Here is a 14,632-nt window from a genome sequence, read left to right as displayed (position 1 = left end):
GTACGCGGCCCGCCGCACCCTCTGGCAGATCACCGGCAACCGCAGCTGCCGCGGCTGCGGACGGTCCGTCATGGACCCCGACACCGGCGTCATCAAGGCGCAAACGGCCGAGGGCCACACCGTGGTCCTCGGCACGCTGAAGTGCGCGAACATCTGGTTCTGCCCGCCCTGCTCGTCCTCGATCCGCACCCGCCGGGCCGCCGAGGTCACCAAGGCGGTCGTGTCCTGGATCCGGGCGGGCGGCAGCGCCTACCTGGTCACATTCACCCCCCGCCACGCCTACGCCGACCGCCTGGACGCGCTGATGGACGCCATCCAGGGCACCCGCGCGTCCTCGGCGGACGCCATCGAGGCGGCCCGCGCCGAAGTCGCGGCGGTCAAAGCCGAGCTGGAGCAGGCGAAGGCGGACGCGCGGCAGGCCGTCGACGCCGCCCAGGCCGCCGCGAAGGCCGATCTGCTGGCCGCGCGCGCGACGGCCCGTCAGGCCGTGCAGGTCGCCCAGGCCGGGGCCGAGAAGGGGCAGAAGAAGGCCGCCGCCGCCGCTGCGCGCGACGGGGCCGAGCCGCTGCCTGGGCTCAAGGCGGTCAGGGAGGCGGCCACGGAGGCGGCCCGCGCGGAGTTCGAGCCGTTGCTCGCGGACCTGGAGGGGTGGCTGGCCGAGGCCCGCGCCGCCGCGCGGGGGACGAGCCGTCAGGCCGGTGCGTACCAGCGCCTGATCACCGGCGGCACCTGGGCCGGGCGGCCCGAGGATGGTGACCCCGACGGACTCCGGGGCCGGATCGGATACGTCGGCATGATCCGCGCCACCGAGGTCACGCTCGGCCAGGCCAACGGCTGGCACCCCCACATCCACGCGATTGTGCTGGTCGGCGGCCGTACCAAGGGCAAGGGCGCCGACAAGGTGCTCGCCACAACCCCTGACGGGAAGTGGGACACCTTCGAGCCCGACGAGGACGACCTGGAGGAGTGGGAGCACACCTGGCGGAAGGTGTGGACCGCAGCCCTCAAGCAGGGCGACCCGCGCTTCGAGCCGTCCGTGACCTGCGAGATTCCTGGCTGCAAGTGCAACGGGAAGGGCCACGGCGTCGATTTCAAGCGGCTCAAGACCGTGCAGGACGCGGAGAAGTTCGGCGAGTACCTCGCGAAGACCCAGGACGGAAAGGACCCGGCGCTGGAGCTCACCGGCGCCGCCAACAAGGACGCCTGGGGCGAGAACATGACGCCCTTCCAGATGCTCGGCCGCATCGGCGACCTGCAGAACGGCGTGCCCGAGGACAAGGCGGAGGGCAGCGGCACGCTCGACTGGTGCCTTGGCCGCTGGTGGGAATACGAGGCCGCCGTCGGCGGACGCCGCGCGATCGAATGGACCCGAGGACTGCGAAAGCTGCTCGGCATCGGCGGCGGCGACACCGCCGAGGACGATGCCGACCTGCTCCACGAGGCCGACGGGACCTCCGAATTCAGGGCCGGTGTGCAGGTCAGGACGCAGGCCTGGCACGACGTCGCCGCCGCCGGCCTCGACTACGAAGCCGTCGAATCCGTCCGGGGCACCGACGGCATCGACCTGGAAGCCGTCGAAGCCGTCTACGAAGCCGCCGGCGCCGCCCCGAATTCGGTCCGCCTGCTCACCGGGGCCGAAGTCGACCAGACGTGGCAGGACGTCCTCGCCGTGCTCGCCGAACGCCGCCAGGTCGCCGCCGCCCGCCGGGCGGCGGAGAACCCTACGAACGGACCGACCAGGATCGCCCGGGGGCCGGAGCAGGCGGACCCGCCGGTGCCGGACGCGATTGCCGAGGCGCTCGCCAGGCCCGAGCCGGTGAACTTCCTGACGGTCATTCGCCAACGGGCCGCCGCCCGCCGCACACCAGGTGCGCACCCGGGTGCGCACCGGCCCTGACCAGCGCACATGAGGTGCGCACCCCACCGGAGGAGACTGGCCAGATGACAGCTGACAGCCCGCCCAGCAGGCTCGGCCGCACGCTCGGACTCGGCGGCGCCGCCTATGCCAAGGACGCACCCACGTCGCCGCGCCGCCCGGGCCGGACCGCCGCCGAACGGGCCGCGCTCGCTGGGGATCCGCCGCCGCCCCCGCCGCCGCCCCGATCGACCGGACACCGCCGACTCATCCTGCCCACCCTGCCCGCCACCGAGGAGGACTGATGGACCAGCAGCACATCGAGGCCGACGTTGAGGTCTACCCGCACGCCGAGTACATGGAGGCGGTGGAAGCTGAGCTCATCGCGGCCGGCCTCACCCCGAAGACCTGGTGGATCGAATCGCCGGACGGCGCCCAGCTCGACGCCTATTTCCGGTTGCCCGGCACCGGGTCGCCCACCGCGGCCTGGCCGGACGGCGTCGAGCTGGGCTGGGACCAGTACGACGGCTGGCAGGTGATCGCCGACGGCAACGCCACCCCGCTGTCGGAGGACTCTGGGGTGTACGGCCAGCCCCGCCAGATCGCGACCGACGCGTGGAATCGGATCGCCACCGACCAGGCACGCGGCCCGATCTGCATGACCGGTGAGCGGTTCGACACGGCCGGGCTGCGGGCGGCCGTCGAGGCGTGGGACGCCGACGCCGCCTGACCTGTTCACCCGTGAGTGCGCACCCACCCCGGCCGGTGCGCACTCACTCGTTCGGGCGGAACACCGGGGTGCGCACCACATCCCCGCCGCCGGGGCGGGCGTTCGCCGGGCATGACTGCCTCCACCGACACCACGGCCGCCGACGACGGGGCCGACGCCACGCTCGCGGACTGGCTCCACCACCTGACCGTCGGACACGGCCTCACCCAGGCCACCGCCTACACCGCGGTGCTCGCCGCAATGAAGGCTGTCGCGGACGACTCGCCGGAGGAGGAGCGGGCTGCGGCCCGGCACTTTGTCGGCAGGGTGGTCCGGAGCTGGGCGGCCCGTGACCCGCGACTCGACGACGTCCGCACGATCCCGGACGGGTCCCTGCTCGGGCCGGACTGCGGATGCTGACGCCGCGCTGGACGTCCGTCGCGGAGATGATCGCCCACTACCGGCAGGCCGGGGTGATCGGCGGTCGGCCGGCGGCGCCCGCCGACGACGAGCTCGTGCCGTCCCGCGGGCTTCGCCGCGAGCTCGGGCCCGTCGGCCGCGACCAGGACGCCGACCCGGCAGACCGGGGCGGTGGGTGGTAGCCGGGGGGAATCGGGTGCCCCGATCCGCCGGGTGATCAGGGCCGATACCCCGCCGGATCAGGGGTGCGCACCAGGTGTGCACACCCGGTGCGCACCTGCTCTGACCTGCGCGTTTCACGTGCGGATCACGGACGACGGCGGCGGCCTGGTCCACGGCCGTCCTGTGGCCGCCACCTCGACCACGGCAGGGGAGGGGAGGGGGCGCGCGGGCCCTCGGCTCACGCCGGGAAATCCCGCAGGGCACTTCCATTCGTCACGTGACGAATGGAAGAGTGGGTGTCGAGCGCCAGTGACCTCCCGTCACCGGACCGTTGAGACCTGGGAGAGGGGCCCCGATGCCCACCACCACCCTGCTGCTGCCCGCCGAGCCCGATGTGCTGGGCGCGCTTTACGCGCTGGACGAACCGCTGATGCTCCAGCTGCGCCCGATGCCGGACGAGGACGGGCAGCCGTGGTCGCCGCTGCCCGACTACCTGGACGCGGAGTCGGTGTGCGGGGCCTACGACCGGGTGCTGGACGCGCTGCGACCTATCGCCGGCGTGGTCTACGGCCGGGCGAACACCGCGCCCGGAGTGCCGGTGCTGGTCGGCGCGGGCGGGGTCGAGCTGGTGCAGCTGCTCGCCGCCGATGTCGACGGCCAGGACCTGATCAGCCTGAGCTGGCTGTCCGAGGCGGTGACGGCAGCCGGGGGCGACGCGGAGGACGCGACCGCGGACCTGTCCGCGCTGCTGGACGACCTGGCATCCGACCGGCACGGTGCCTGGTGGCTGGGGGAGGGCACCAACGGCCGCGCCGTGGCGGCCTGGGCGGTGCGGGCGCTGGCCGTGCTGGAGGGCACCAGCCCCTCCGACCCGGTCGAGCAGGCGGACCGCCGACTGCTGATCGACGCGGTCCGCGGCGCGGCCGGCGCGGACCGGATCGAGCTGACGGTCGAGCAGGAGGACGCGTACGGCCGGTACATGCGCCGCCTGATCCGCCGCACCGCCCCGTCCGCCGCCGACGCGCACCTGACCGCATGGGTGGCGGGCGTATGACGGCGGGCCAGGAGGCGGCAGCGGACGACCGGCCGCGAACCCGGATGTGCGATTACTGCCGGACGCCGTACCTGATGCCGCTGCGAACCAGCGGCCGGCAGCAGCTCTACTGCCGCCGCAGTTGCCGTCAGCGCGCCTACGAGGCCCGGGTGCGCAACGCCGAGCTGAAGGAGATCCACACCCGGCAGCAGGCCCGGCTGGACCGAATCCTGGGCACGCTCGGCCCAGCGGCGCGGACGCAGGCCGCCGAGGCCGCCGCGGTGGAACCGCCCGTGCCCACCAAGGCGAAGGCGAAGACCAGGAAGAGCAGGAAGCCCGCCGCAGAAACCGTGGCGCCGAAGATCGAGGGGCAGGAGGAACTGACATGGTGACCACGTTGCTCAGGTGGCAGCTCCAGCGGCGCGGGTCGACGCCGAACTGGCACGACAGCTCGTCCGCGATCGTGACCGACGGACTGAACCCGCTGTCGCTCGCCCAGGCGGTGCTCGCCACCTACCTGTACACCGTCGGCAAGGATGACCCGGAGGAGTACCGGGTGGTGGTGCGGAAGGGGCTGGAGCCCCCGGCCGCCATCGTCGGCCAGGACGACCTGGAGCAGTTCCTGGAGCGGCAGGGCTACTACCGGCACGCGCAGCGCGCGCCGCTGCGCGAAGTCCTCGACCCGGCGGTGTTCTCCGCCCTGCCGTACTACATGCAGCGGCAGCTCGACCGGACCGACGGCGCCGGGCCGCGCGACGCCGACTTCTACTGACCAGCAGGGTGTGCGCAGGTCGGAGCAGGTGTGCACACCCGGTGCGCACCACCTCAACCAGGGGAGACAAGAGATGAGTTCCATGACCGAACCCACGACGGCGACCACCGAGGACACCTGGGTGGAGCGGGGCCAGGAGATCGACAGCCCGGACCGGCTCCGTGACTACGTCGCCGAGATCCGCGCCACCGCCTCCCACATGCAGACCGGCCTCGGCCGCGCGGCCTGGGGAGCCCTCACCGGCCGGTCCTGGCTGGAGACCCCGAACCGCCCGGGCGTGCCCGAAATCCTGGGCGAGCACCTGGAGATGACGATCACACCGCCCGGCACGACCGCCGCCGACGCCACCCTCCGGCAGTCGCTCGCCACTCTGCTGGTCGCCCTGGACGCGGTCGACCGGGCGACCCTGACGGTGTGGCTCGCCCACGTCGCGGCTAAGGACCCCGCCCGGACCGCATGACCCCCGAGCCGCCCGCCCCGCCCACAGCGTCACGTGACGAATGGGGGGCGGTGGCGTTCCCGGGGGTGCACACCAGGGGTGCGCACCCGCTGCGCCGCAGGTCAGGGCAGGTGCGCACCGGGTGCGCACCCGGTGCCGGGGGAGCAGACTCGGGGGTGTGCACCCGATACCGGTCTGCCCGTGTCCCGGCGACGGTGGCCGTCAGGGGTACCAGGGCCGCTCCCGCGCCCTGGACCCAGGGCTGCGCGGCACCGCCCGGCGCGGTCAGGACGCTCCCGGGCAGGCCGCCGTCCGCGCCGAACGGCACCACGCCTCGGCGTCAGGTGGCCGGCGCCTGGAGTGCGGCTTCGACCTGCGGGACGGCGTAGACGATCCGGTCGAGACGGGCGAGCAGCTGCGCGCCGGCGGGGGAGCCGAGCAACGCGTCGCAGGCCTGCGCGGCGAGCGGGTCCACCTGGTCGCCGACATCGAGGTGGGCGGCGAGTTCGGCGCCGAGCTGGGTGACGTACGAGGTGTTGTCCATGCCGTCGATGGTGTTCGCGGCGGCAGCGGAATCCGGCGACGGCGGTGCCGCTCGGTGGGCCGTTCGACGGCTCGTATCGGCACCGCGGGGTGACGATACCTAAGCACTCCACTCTGCCCTCCACTCTGCCCGCTCCTGCCCGTTTCCGAGCCTCGGGCGAGGCCTCCGGCGGAGCAAGATATGGCCTGTCGTAACGACAGTCCGGCCGGGCGAGCGGCCCAAGATCATCGAGATGCCAGAGGTGCGACCGAATCGGGCTCGGCGGACGCGGAGCCGCGGTTGCTACTGCGGGTTGCTACTGCGGGTTGCTTCTTGGGGTGGCTTCTGGCGGTTGCTACTGGAGGCTGCGGCTGAGGTTGTCTCAGCTCTCCGGGGGTCGGGGCTGTCCGTGCAGGTCAGGTTGTGGACATTCCAATGTCCATAGGGGCGACAACTTCTCTGGGCCCTCGATGGGCCCGGAGAAGTGCCCTGCAGTCGGCAGCACCATGGGTCCCCGATGCTCGCCCGGCGGTCGGCTGCGCCGCTGTCGCCGCCGGTCGGCACCGACCGGGACCGCATGCTGGACGCAGCCTTAAGGCGGGCTCTGACGGGAACGGGAACGCGTGCCGATCCGGGCCGATTCGGGAAGATGCGGGCGGATCCGGAGCGATCCGGGGAGATCCGGTTCCCGTGCCGGTTCGAGTCCGGCTCCGGCGGGCGCCGGGTACGTGAACCGGATGACGTACGGCACGTGATCCGGTGCCCGTTTCGGCGCGGCCGGCGCGGAGTGCCTTCGGGTGTCCGTGGTCGTTGGGTGGTGCATGGACTACATGGCGCCGCGCCGCAGCAGCGATTCGGCACAGCTGTACCTCGACCACCCGGACGAGGGGGTGCGCTGGCTGGCGCAGGTGTACCTGGCTGGGCGGGATCAGATGGACCGGGTGTGTGCGCTGGGCGAGCGCTGGGCGGACGGCAGCGACCCGGCCGCCGAGCCGTTCGGGCTCGAGTTGTTCGCCGCGGTGAACGACGAAGACCAGGCCGTCGCCGACGAGTCGGAGCGGGAGGAATCCGCTGCCGCCGGCGCGGCCGGGCGGTGACAGCTCTTGCATCTCCGGCCCCCTGCCGGTGTGCTCCTGGTGGTGCTCGTCGTGCAGCTGCTCGCTGAACTCCGGTGGGCGGTCCGATAGGACGGTCCACGTGGATAGCTCGCTGCGCGGTCTCAGGACGCAGGGCCGGTGAGCGAGTTAGTGCTCACTGGGCCCAGTTTCGCGGCGCTGGTCGCCGGCGGGGCGGGCCGTGATCCGCTCGCCGGGGAGTCCGTGGCTGCACCGCCAGCAGCACGCGCAGCGGTCGCCGGGGCCGTCGCCGAGCCAGACGTGGGGGGCGCCCGTCGAGGGGTGTCCGCAGTCCGCGCAGTACACGTACATGGCCGTCTCCGATCCGTGGCTGAGCGGGCGTCAGCCTCCACCCCTTCGGTGCGCTGGGCCCGGGTCGGACAGCAAGGCGAGCAAGTCGCGCCTGCGGCGGGCTGGTCTCCGCTGCCGCTGGCCGGCCGACGGCCAGGCCGTCGAGCACCGCGTCCGGCCGGGGGCCCGTTCGGCACGTGGCCGGCCACCCGCCCGCCTCATGGGTCGGGCTGTGCGGGGGTTCCCCTCGGTGGGCGGCAGTCGCAGACCCCAGCGGGCCGTTCGTCGGGGTGTCCAGGATCGGCTTGCCGACCGGCTTGCCGGCGCGAGCTTGCGAGCGTCCTGGATGCCCCGGCGGGCGGTCTGCTTGCCTCCGGTGCCGTCCGCCGAGGGGGACCCCCGCCGGGTCGACCCGCACCACCCACCCACGTGCACATGATCACGAGGCCCCACCCCCTTGGAGGTGGCCCGCCGGAGGCAGTGGTGACGGTGGGGGTGCGCACCTTCCGGCACCACCGGTGCGCACGGCACCCGCTATCTGTTCGTCACGTGACGAATGGGTGGTGGGGGAACGGGAAAGCCCCGCACACCTGGTGGTGTGCGGGGCCTCGGTGGCCGGGGTGTCAGTCCTGGTGGATCACCCGGGCGACGGCCTCGAACGCGGCGAGGGCGGCAGTGAGGCTGAGGGTCATCGAGGGCTCCTTTGGGGGTTGTAGTTGGGGTTGTAGTCGGGCTGTAGTCGGGACTTGTAGTTGGTAGTTGTGCAGGTGGGAGGCGGTCTGTAGTTGGCGGGGAGGGGCGGGGCCCGCTCCTGGGGGAGGGGCCCCGGAAGGGGCTTCGAGAGGGGCTCCGGAAGGGGCTGCGAGGGCGGTTCGGGGGGCCCGAATCGGGGGCGGGGTCAGGCGGCCTTGGTGAGGGTGTGGTCGGGGACCGCGGCGGGGGGCAGGCGGGGGTCCCGGCCGAGGAGGGTCCGGAGGTAGGCGACGGACCACCCGGGGGAGGTGGTCCGGGCGGGTCCGGAGCCGACCCCGACGGACGGCTTCGGGGGGATGCCCGCGGCGCGGACGGCGGCGCCGAATTTGCGGGTGTCGTGGCCGGGGTAGTGGCCGTGCCACTGGAGGGCGGCGAGCACCTCGGCGATGAGAAGGTTGCCGGCGCCGCCGTCGGCCTGCGCGCGGATCGCGACCATGTGCTCGACGGAGGCCGCCAGTTCGGCGTCGGTCAGCGGCGCGGGGGGCGTCCGGTCGTCCTCGTCGTCCTGGTCCTCGCCGTCGTGGTCGTCCTCGCCCGACGGCTCGTCGGGTCCCTCGTCGTCGGCCTGGTCCTCGGCGGGCTCGTCGCCGTCGGTCGGGGCGGGGGCGTAGACCAGGGCGGCGAACCACCAGAGGCCGCCGAGGACGGCGAGGCCGGGTTCGATCCAGGGGCGGGCGAGGGACCAGATCAGGGGGCCGCCGACGACGAGCAGCAGGGCGGCGCCGCCGGCGTGCTCGCCGAGCTTGCTGCGGGTGGCCTTGCGGGCGGCCTTGGCGAGGTCGAGTTCGGCCTGGCGGGCGGTGACCTGTGCGGCTTCCCGGGCCTGGATCATGGCGGCCCTCTTGGCGGAGTCGGCCTCGTTGGCGAGCTTCTCCCGGAACGCGGCCTCGGCGGCCTTGGCGGCCTCGGCGGCGAACTTCTCCTGCTGAGCCTTGAGTTCGGCGGCTTCGGCGCGGCGTGTGCGCCGGGGGGCCGTCAGCTTCTCGAACAGGACGGGGCTGCCGGTGATCAGGCCGGTGATCGGGTAGAGGGCGGTGGCGGCGATCCGGCGGCGGCGGCCGGGGGTGCCTGCCTCGCCGGCGGGCTCGGTGGGGAAGATCTTGAAGTCCGTCATGTCGGCCTCAGTTCACGAACGCGCTGGCGAGGGGGTAGAAGAAGTTCGCGGGCAGCGCCCACAGGCCGCCGGCGGCGGCGAACAGGCTGGGCGCGACGGCGCCGCAGATGGAGTCCTTCAGGGGCTTGGCTTCGAACCCGAACGTGACGATGGTCAGGAGGGCGGCGGTCGCTCCGGTCCGCCAGTCTCCGAGGGCGTTGTTGCCCTGGAACGCCTGGTCGATCTGGGTGCCGATTCCGGCGATCTGCTGGAACGCGCTGCCCGCGCTGGCCGAGAACGTGCCGATGGCGAACGCCCAGTAGGGGACGTTGTCCTTCTTGACGGTGATCCGGTTCTTGCCGCGGATGCCGGCGTAGAGGTAGACGGTGGCGCAGGTCGCGAACCCGCCGCTGCCGAGGGCGATGATGCTGCTCATGGTGTGTCTCCTGACGGTCAGTTGAAGGGGTGCAGGGCGGGGAAGAGCGGGGCGAGGCCGGTGGCGACGACGAGGCCGGAGGCGACGGGGATGCGCGCGAGGACGAGCAGGGTGAGGGGCCAGGGGCGGGTGACTTCGGAGATCCGCTGGCGGCCGTGGTCGCGCACCCACAGGTCGAGGGCGAGCCCGACGGCGGTGAGCACGATCCCGGCGAGGGGCCCGGCGATCGAGACCAGGCCGATCAGTCCGGTGACGTAGCCGCCGGTGGCGCTGATCGCGGTGAGGACGCACCAGCGGCGGAAGCGCTTGGTGCGGTCGCTCGGGCCGGCCGCGCGGGCGGCCTGGCGGCGTGCGCGCCGGGCCCGGGTCGCCGCTTCGCGTTTGTCGGCGAGGGCCTGCTGCCGGTGGCGCCTGGTGCGCTGCTCGGGGGTCTCCCCGGCGGCGGCGCGTTCGGCGTCCTCACGGGCGCGGCGGCGCCGCTTGTCGGTCTCCTGATCGGCCTCCAGGCGGGCGGCCCGTTCCTCGGGGGTCTCGGTGATCCGGGCGCTCAGCATGTCGACCAGGCCGACGAGGTCGGTCCGCTGGAGCGGTCCCGGGTCAAGGATCTTCTCGACGCGGTGCCGCTCGGTGCGCTGCTCGGTGGTTTCGCCGGCGGCGGCGAACGCGGCGTCGCGCTCGGCGCGCTGGCGGGCGGCCAGCTCCTCGTAGGCGACCTGCTGGCGGGCGGCGCGCTGGGCCTCGGTCTCGGTCAGCAGCTGGTGGACCTGCTCGCCGACCTGGCCGATCTGCTCGCCCATCCGGTGGGCCATCAGGTCGGCGGCCTGGGCGAACTGGGCGCCCATCACCTTGCCGGCCTGGCCCCAGAACGCCTCGGCGGCGGCGTGCATCGCGGCGGCGTCGGCCTGCGCCGAGGCGGCGTCGGCGAATCCGGCCGCGGCGAACGCGGAGGGGATGTGAGCGGTGGCCCCGAGCCCGCCCGCAGTCGGGGGCTCGGTGGGCGGCGGGGGGACGTCGTCCGGGACGCTGTCGTCGCGCCACCAGCTGGAGCGCGTGGACCGGGTCGTGCCGGCGGTGGGCGGCTGCGACGGGTACGGGGGGATGGTGGACGGCTCGGACGGGAGCTGAGGGGTGGTCACCGGCCCTCCCCACGGAGGTAGCGGCGGACCAGGAGGTACAGGCCGTACACGACGAGCGCGGAGTCGAGGACCCAGGGCAGCAGGGCGAGAAGCGTGCCAATCACAGGTTTCTCCAGGTCAGGGGAGGTGCGCACCCCGGGTGTTCAGGGGTGCGCACCAGGTGTTCAGGAGGAGTGGCGACCGAGCTGGTCGGTGCTGTGGGTGGTGCGCGGGGCGTGGATCACGCGGCCGTTGGCGCGGGCCTCGTCGTAGTCCGGGCCGCTCCAGACGCGGCCGTCAGCGGCAACGTGGTCCGGGGTGTCCGTGCGGGTGGACGGCCTCGCCTCGGAGGAGCCGGAGAAGAGGCCCATCAGCGCACCCCGGTGAACTCGCCTGCGACGACCAGGACCTGACCGTCGAGCTCGACCAGCAGGTAGTACCGGCCGGTGGCGGTGTTCACCGACCGGCACCACTCGGCGCGCTCCACCTGGCGGAGCTGTTCGCGGGTGATCGGCTCGGTGGCGGCGTAGGCGCTCGGGCCCTGGTCCGGGTCGGGGCGGAGGTTGCCGATGATCGGCAGACGGAGCGTCACTTCGAACCCCCCAGCAGGCCACGCAGCAGGCGGGCGGCGCCGGCTGCGGCGCGGGCCAGGTCAGCGGGGGTGATCGGGGGAACGGGCGTCGGGGTGGTGGCCATGCGCGAGGGTTCCTCTCTGCGCGGGTCGCCAGATGCTTGGCGGCCACTTGCGTTTACAGGTTCACGCCCGGTGCAAGGGGTGCCCTGTCTGGCAACGACTTCGCAAACATGCAGCTCAGAGGACTATGCCCCTCAACTCCCTTGCGGCGTCGTGGGTCTAATGTGCCCTCAGACCTGACCACCTGTCAACACAGGTGTCACCTATGGCCTACCTGACAACACATGTGGTTACATGGCAACCGCCCAGCTAGGGTGAGAGCGCCCAGCCGCACCCACACCAGGGAGAGGAATCAGCCGTGCCTGAGATCGACCGCCCGGCACCCGCGTACCAGCAGGTGGTGTCCCACCTGCGCGAACAGATCGACAGCGGGGCACTGGCCCCCGGAGATTCGCTGCCGTCCGCCACAGAACTCGCCAGGGAGTGGGCGGTGAGCAGGCCGACGGCGCAGAGGGCGATTACCACCCTCGCCGCGGAAGGCCTGGTCGAGACCCGCCCGGGCCAGGTAGCTCGCGTCAAGGGGAGCCCGAAGCCGCTGCACCGCAGCGGTATGGACCGCGCCTTCGCGACCCGCAAGACCGGCAAAATCTACGGTGACACCGGCGAATACGCCCGGATCGTCTCGGCCGAGCTGGTGCCTGCGCCCGCCGACGTCGCCGAGGTGCTCGGCATCGCCGAGGGGGCGCCGGCCATCAGCCGACTGCGGATCACGTACTCCCGCGACAACAAGCCGCTCTCGGCCAGCACGAGTTGGTACGACGGGAAGTTCGCCGAGACCGCGCCGCTGCTGCTGGTGCCGGAGCGCATCCCGGAGGGCTCCTGGGGCTACCTGGAGCAGGTGACCGGTCATCAAGCGGTGGTCGGCCGTGACGCAATCGACGTGCGGCTCGCCACGCAGGCCGACGCCCTGGCGCTCGGCCTGACGCTCCCGGCCGCCGTTAAGGAAGCGGCGACGATCCTCCGGACCGGCGACCAGGTGGTTGTCGAGTACGGCGTGAGCGTCTCCGGTCCCGGGCGCGTCTCCGTGTACGACTACGAGCTCTGACCACCAGACTCGTCCCCAACAAAAAGTGGGCCGGCCCCGTGCACCCGGGGTCGGCCCCGTAACCCACGAGGAGGGACCCCACGTGAATCACACGGTTGAGTATGACCCGCGCACCGAGGTGCACACCCCTGCGCACCCGGTGCACACCCAGGTGCGCACCGCCCCTGACCAGCGCAACCACATCGGCTGGGGCATCGGTTTGGTGCTCGCGCCGATCTTCGTCGCGATGGTGTCGATTGGCGGCGCAGGTGCCTGGGCGACGTACAACAACATGAAGGCCGCGGTCGGCGACGGCACAACGGCGCTCGGCCTGGTCGCGGTCGGCGAGGGCGTCACCGGCGCGCTCGGCCTCGCCCTGATCGGGCTGACGGTGCTCGCCCGCCCCTACCCGCTCCCGTTTCGCCTGAGCCTGTGGACCCTCCCGGCCATCGGGGCGGGCGTCGGCATCTACCTCGCGGACGACCCCAAGCACCGCGTGATCTACGGCATTACGCCCCTCGCGATGACCGTCGCCGCAGAGATCGCCGGATACCTGGCCCGCTCGATCGTCGTGCACCGCAACGGCGTTGACGCCGAGGCCGACCGGCGGACCGGAGACCTCCTGCGCAAGATCGAATGGCACCAGGCCCGCGCCGTCCGCCACCCCGACAAGCGGGTCCGCGCCAGGTCGGAGCGCGCGGCCTGGAGGCTGGCCGGGAAGTTGGGCCGGGGCGACACCCGGCTCGGCGTCGCGCTGCCGACCGCGTACGCCCACCGCACCGCAGACACCGCGATGGCCGCGCTGGACGCCCTCTACGGCCGCACCCCCGGCCAGACCCCCGAACTCCCGGCCCCCGCACCGACGGTGGCCGCCGTCGAACCGGCCGTCGTCCCGGCCGTCGAGGCGCCGGCGACCCCGGCACCGACCGTCGAGCAGCCCGCCATCGAGGAGCCCGCCGAGGTCGTCACCGCGACCTACGCCACCGACTGGGCGCACTCCGGCCAGCAGTGGGTCGCCGACCCGTCGATGTACGCCGCGTTCTACCCGGCCGCGCAGATCGAGGACGACGACCAGGCCGTCGCCGAGCTCGCGCCCGCGCAGGCCGAGATTCCCGGCGTGCAGCGCTGGCTGACGCCCGTCCCCGAGGTACACACCGAGGTGCGCACTGAGGTGGGCACCGCCCCTGAGCAGCAGGATGAGGCAACGGAAGAGGGTCTGCGTCAGATGATCAGGCAGACTGCGGCCGACGAGCCGGGCATCAGCCAGCGGGAGATCGCTCGCCGCCTCAACTGCTCGCCGAGCTACGTCCGTAAGGTTCTCGCTGCCGACGCGGCCTGACCAGCGATACGTGGAGGTATCAGGGGGTCATCTGGCAAGGTGACCCCCAACGTCCAACAGCAGAAAGCCGCAGGGCCCGCTCCCCAGCGGGGGAGCGGGCCCTGACGGTCTCTTAGGTCACAGCGGCAGCTTTCGCGCCGTGCGCCTCACGTATCGCCTTCGTGGGGCATGATGATCGCCTGCACAAAGGCTGGTGTGGGACGGGTTTGCGAGACCCGGCTCCCACTGGCTGACCCCCCCGAACTGTCGCCACTTACCAGGGCGAACGACAGCTGAGGAACCCAACGCTTGTCCAGCGTAACGGGTGAAGTGCCTCCCAGCACACCACCCCACGAGACTGGTGCACACCAAGGTGCGCACCCCGGTGCGCACCAGGTGCGCACCCCGGCCACCGGCCCGGATGCCGCTCCCGCACGCGCGGTCGAGCGCCCCGCCGCCCAGGCCGGCACCCCGGTGGTGGTCCGGCGGAAGAAGCGCCCGAAGTGCGCGCTGTGCCGAACCTCGATCAAGGTCATTCCCGGCAAGGTCATGGCCACCTGGTGCTCGGACGCGTGCCGCAAGCGCGGGAAGCGGATCATCGCGGCCGCAACTGGCAATTCGTCAGGACACGAACCAATGTCCGGGGTTGAACCCGGTATCTCCGCAGGTCAGGACGGGTTTTCTGGCCGCGAAGCGGACCAGCTTGGAAAAGAAACAACAGAGTTTCCGGGCCCTTCGACCGCCGCCGTCCGCGAGGCCCGAGCACGGTCGCGGGCGGCGCGCCGGTACGCGGCCCGCCGCACCCTCTGGCAGATCACCGGCAACCGCAGCTGCCGCGGCTGCGGACGGTCCGTCATGGACCCCGACACCGGCGTCATCA

General features: G+C 72.7%; 19 protein-coding genes. 13 read left to right on the top strand and 6 right to left on the bottom strand.

Annotated features, from left to right (window positions below; all coding sequences use genetic code 11):
• The 9 genes from ACFYS8_RS36335 to ACFYS8_RS36295 form a co-directional block, all read left to right on the top strand.
• On the top strand, positions 1 to 1,897 hold a 1,897-nt coding region (locus tag ACFYS8_RS36335), incomplete at its 5' end, for a hypothetical protein (RefSeq protein WP_387649923.1).
• Positions 1,898 to 1,941: 44 nt separating this feature from the next.
• Positions 1,942 to 2,160 (top strand): hypothetical protein, encoded by a 219-nt coding sequence (locus ACFYS8_RS36330; protein ID WP_387649921.1) that lies wholly within the window; start codon positions 1,942 to 1,944, stop codon positions 2,158 to 2,160.
• A complete protein-coding gene (locus tag ACFYS8_RS36325; protein WP_387649920.1) occupies positions 2,160 to 2,585 on the top strand; it encodes a hypothetical protein in 426 nt (141 codons plus the stop codon). Before ACFYS8_RS36330 ends, ACFYS8_RS36325 begins: the two co-directional genes overlap by 1 nt.
• A 111-nt stretch (positions 2,586 to 2,696) precedes the next feature.
• Positions 2,697 to 2,984, top strand: coding sequence for a hypothetical protein (locus ACFYS8_RS36320; RefSeq protein WP_387649918.1), 288 nt, complete (start codon positions 2,697 to 2,699; stop codon positions 2,982 to 2,984).
• On the top strand, positions 2,978 to 3,166 hold the full coding sequence (locus ACFYS8_RS36315; protein WP_387649915.1) for a hypothetical protein: 189 nt from the start codon (positions 2,978 to 2,980) through the stop codon (positions 3,164 to 3,166). The genes ACFYS8_RS36320 and ACFYS8_RS36315 overlap by 7 nt, the downstream gene beginning before the upstream one ends.
• A gap of 335 nt (positions 3,167 to 3,501) precedes the next feature.
• Positions 3,502 to 4,200: a hypothetical protein gene (locus tag ACFYS8_RS36310; RefSeq protein ID WP_387649913.1), complete on the top strand. Its 699-nt coding sequence runs from the start codon at positions 3,502 to 3,504 to the stop codon at positions 4,198 to 4,200.
• Between the two features lie 74 nt (positions 4,201 to 4,274).
• Positions 4,275 to 4,571, top strand: coding sequence for a hypothetical protein (locus ACFYS8_RS36305; RefSeq protein ID WP_387649910.1), 297 nt, complete (start codon positions 4,275 to 4,277; stop codon positions 4,569 to 4,571).
• Positions 4,565 to 4,951, top strand: coding sequence for a hypothetical protein (locus ACFYS8_RS36300; RefSeq protein WP_387649909.1), 387 nt, complete (start codon positions 4,565 to 4,567; stop codon positions 4,949 to 4,951). The genes ACFYS8_RS36305 and ACFYS8_RS36300 overlap by 7 nt, the downstream gene beginning before the upstream one ends.
• A gap of 73 nt (positions 4,952 to 5,024) precedes the next feature.
• Positions 5,025 to 5,411 (top strand): hypothetical protein, encoded by a 387-nt coding sequence (locus ACFYS8_RS36295; RefSeq protein ID WP_387649906.1) that lies wholly within the window; start codon positions 5,025 to 5,027, stop codon positions 5,409 to 5,411.
• A 319-nt stretch (positions 5,412 to 5,730) separates the two neighbouring features.
• Here the strand turns inward: ACFYS8_RS36295 and ACFYS8_RS36290 are convergent, their stop codons facing one another.
• Positions 5,731 to 5,934, bottom strand: a complete 204-nt coding sequence (locus ACFYS8_RS36290; RefSeq protein WP_387649904.1) for a hypothetical protein — start codon at positions 5,932 to 5,934, stop codon at positions 5,731 to 5,733.
• Positions 5,935 to 6,710: 776 nt separating this feature from the next.
• On the opposite strand from ACFYS8_RS36290, the gene ACFYS8_RS36285 reads away from it, so the two are divergent.
• Positions 6,711 to 7,010 carry a hypothetical protein gene (locus ACFYS8_RS36285; RefSeq protein ID WP_387649902.1) on the top strand — a complete coding sequence of 100 codons (300 nt, stop codon included), beginning with the start codon at positions 6,711 to 6,713 and terminating at the stop codon, positions 7,008 to 7,010.
• Positions 7,011 to 8,217: 1,207 nt separating this feature from the next.
• On the opposite strand, the gene ACFYS8_RS36280 is transcribed toward ACFYS8_RS36285, so the two are convergent.
• The 5 genes from ACFYS8_RS36280 to ACFYS8_RS36260 all read right to left on the bottom strand — a co-directional run bounded on the left by ACFYS8_RS36280 (position 8,218) and on the right by ACFYS8_RS36260 (position 11,308).
• The gene (locus tag ACFYS8_RS36280; RefSeq protein ID WP_387649900.1) at positions 8,218 to 9,186 is read right to left on the bottom strand and encodes a hypothetical protein; all 969 of its coding nucleotides are present in this window, start codon (positions 9,184 to 9,186) and stop codon (positions 8,218 to 8,220) included.
• Positions 9,187 to 9,193: 7 nt separating this feature from the next.
• Positions 9,194 to 9,601, bottom strand: coding sequence for a hypothetical protein (locus ACFYS8_RS36275; RefSeq protein WP_387649897.1), 408 nt, complete (start codon positions 9,599 to 9,601; stop codon positions 9,194 to 9,196).
• 17 nt (positions 9,602 to 9,618) lie between these two features.
• Complete coding sequence (locus tag ACFYS8_RS36270; RefSeq protein ID WP_387649895.1) at positions 9,619 to 10,737, bottom strand: hypothetical protein; 1,119 nt, start codon at positions 10,735 to 10,737, stop codon at positions 9,619 to 9,621.
• A gap of 164 nt (positions 10,738 to 10,901) precedes the next feature.
• Positions 10,902 to 11,087 carry a hypothetical protein gene (locus tag ACFYS8_RS36265; RefSeq protein ID WP_387649892.1) on the bottom strand — a complete coding sequence of 62 codons (186 nt, stop codon included), beginning with the start codon at positions 11,085 to 11,087 and terminating at the stop codon, positions 10,902 to 10,904.
• Positions 11,087 to 11,308: a hypothetical protein gene (locus ACFYS8_RS36260; RefSeq protein WP_387649890.1), complete on the bottom strand. Its 222-nt coding sequence runs from the start codon at positions 11,306 to 11,308 to the stop codon at positions 11,087 to 11,089. Before ACFYS8_RS36260 ends, ACFYS8_RS36265 begins: the two co-directional genes overlap by 1 nt.
• A gap of 400 nt (positions 11,309 to 11,708) precedes the next feature.
• On the opposite strand from ACFYS8_RS36260, the gene ACFYS8_RS36255 reads away from it, so the two are divergent.
• From ACFYS8_RS36255 to ACFYS8_RS36245, 3 genes are all read left to right on the top strand, one after another.
• The gene (locus ACFYS8_RS36255) at positions 11,709 to 12,455 is read left to right on the top strand and encodes a GntR family transcriptional regulator (RefSeq protein WP_387649887.1); all 747 of its coding nucleotides are present in this window, start codon (positions 11,709 to 11,711) and stop codon (positions 12,453 to 12,455) included.
• 82 nt (positions 12,456 to 12,537) lie between these two features.
• Positions 12,538 to 13,773 carry a hypothetical protein gene (locus ACFYS8_RS36250; RefSeq protein WP_387649885.1) on the top strand — a complete coding sequence of 412 codons (1,236 nt, stop codon included), beginning with the start codon at positions 12,538 to 12,540 and terminating at the stop codon, positions 13,771 to 13,773.
• Between the two features lie 375 nt (positions 13,774 to 14,148).
• Positions 14,149 to 14,632: hypothetical protein (locus tag ACFYS8_RS36245; protein WP_387649883.1), on the top strand; the 484-nt coding region annotated here is incomplete at its 3' end.

This window comes from Kitasatospora sp. NPDC004615, assembly GCF_042873545.1.
GTDB lineage: Bacteria > Actinomycetota > Actinomycetes > Streptomycetales > Streptomycetaceae > Kitasatospora.
Note: the sequence above shows the minus strand (reverse complement) of the source record. Positions and strands in the feature narration are given on the sequence as shown.